The 303-nt window shown below is 45.2% G+C and carries 1 protein-coding gene; it reads left to right on the top strand.

What is annotated here, in order from left to right; all coding sequences use genetic code 11:
* A partial coding sequence (locus Q4528_RS13335) for a hypothetical protein (RefSeq protein WP_303521992.1) occupies window positions 1-303 on the top strand: 303 nt, incomplete at both ends.

Raw genomic sequence — 303 nt, 5'->3', positions numbered from 1 at the left:
ACCTAGGCTATAGCGAACGCAAACCTGCAAAAGCAGGCACAAGCTTAACAGTCCCCAATGGTTGGAAACTTAATATTGAAGGTTCATGTAGTAACAGCCGCAGTGTAGTTATTCAGTGGCAAGGGCCAACAAATGGGCAAATAACGCTACAACTAGAAAAAAAACGCCCCGACGAAGTCTCGTTTTGGCAGCACTACGCTGAAGTAAAACCGGGTATTTATAATGTTACGGTAACGGCCAATGGCGCAACCGACACCACCACATTTACAGTTGAACAACCCACTTTAGCCTACGAAATAGAAC

Origin of the sequence: Staphylococcus pasteuri, from assembly GCF_030547725.1 — a bacterium.
Lineage (GTDB): Bacteria > Bacillota > Bacilli > Staphylococcales > Staphylococcaceae > Staphylococcus > Staphylococcus pasteuri.
Note: the sequence above shows the minus strand (reverse complement) of the source record. Positions and strands in the feature narration are given on the sequence as shown.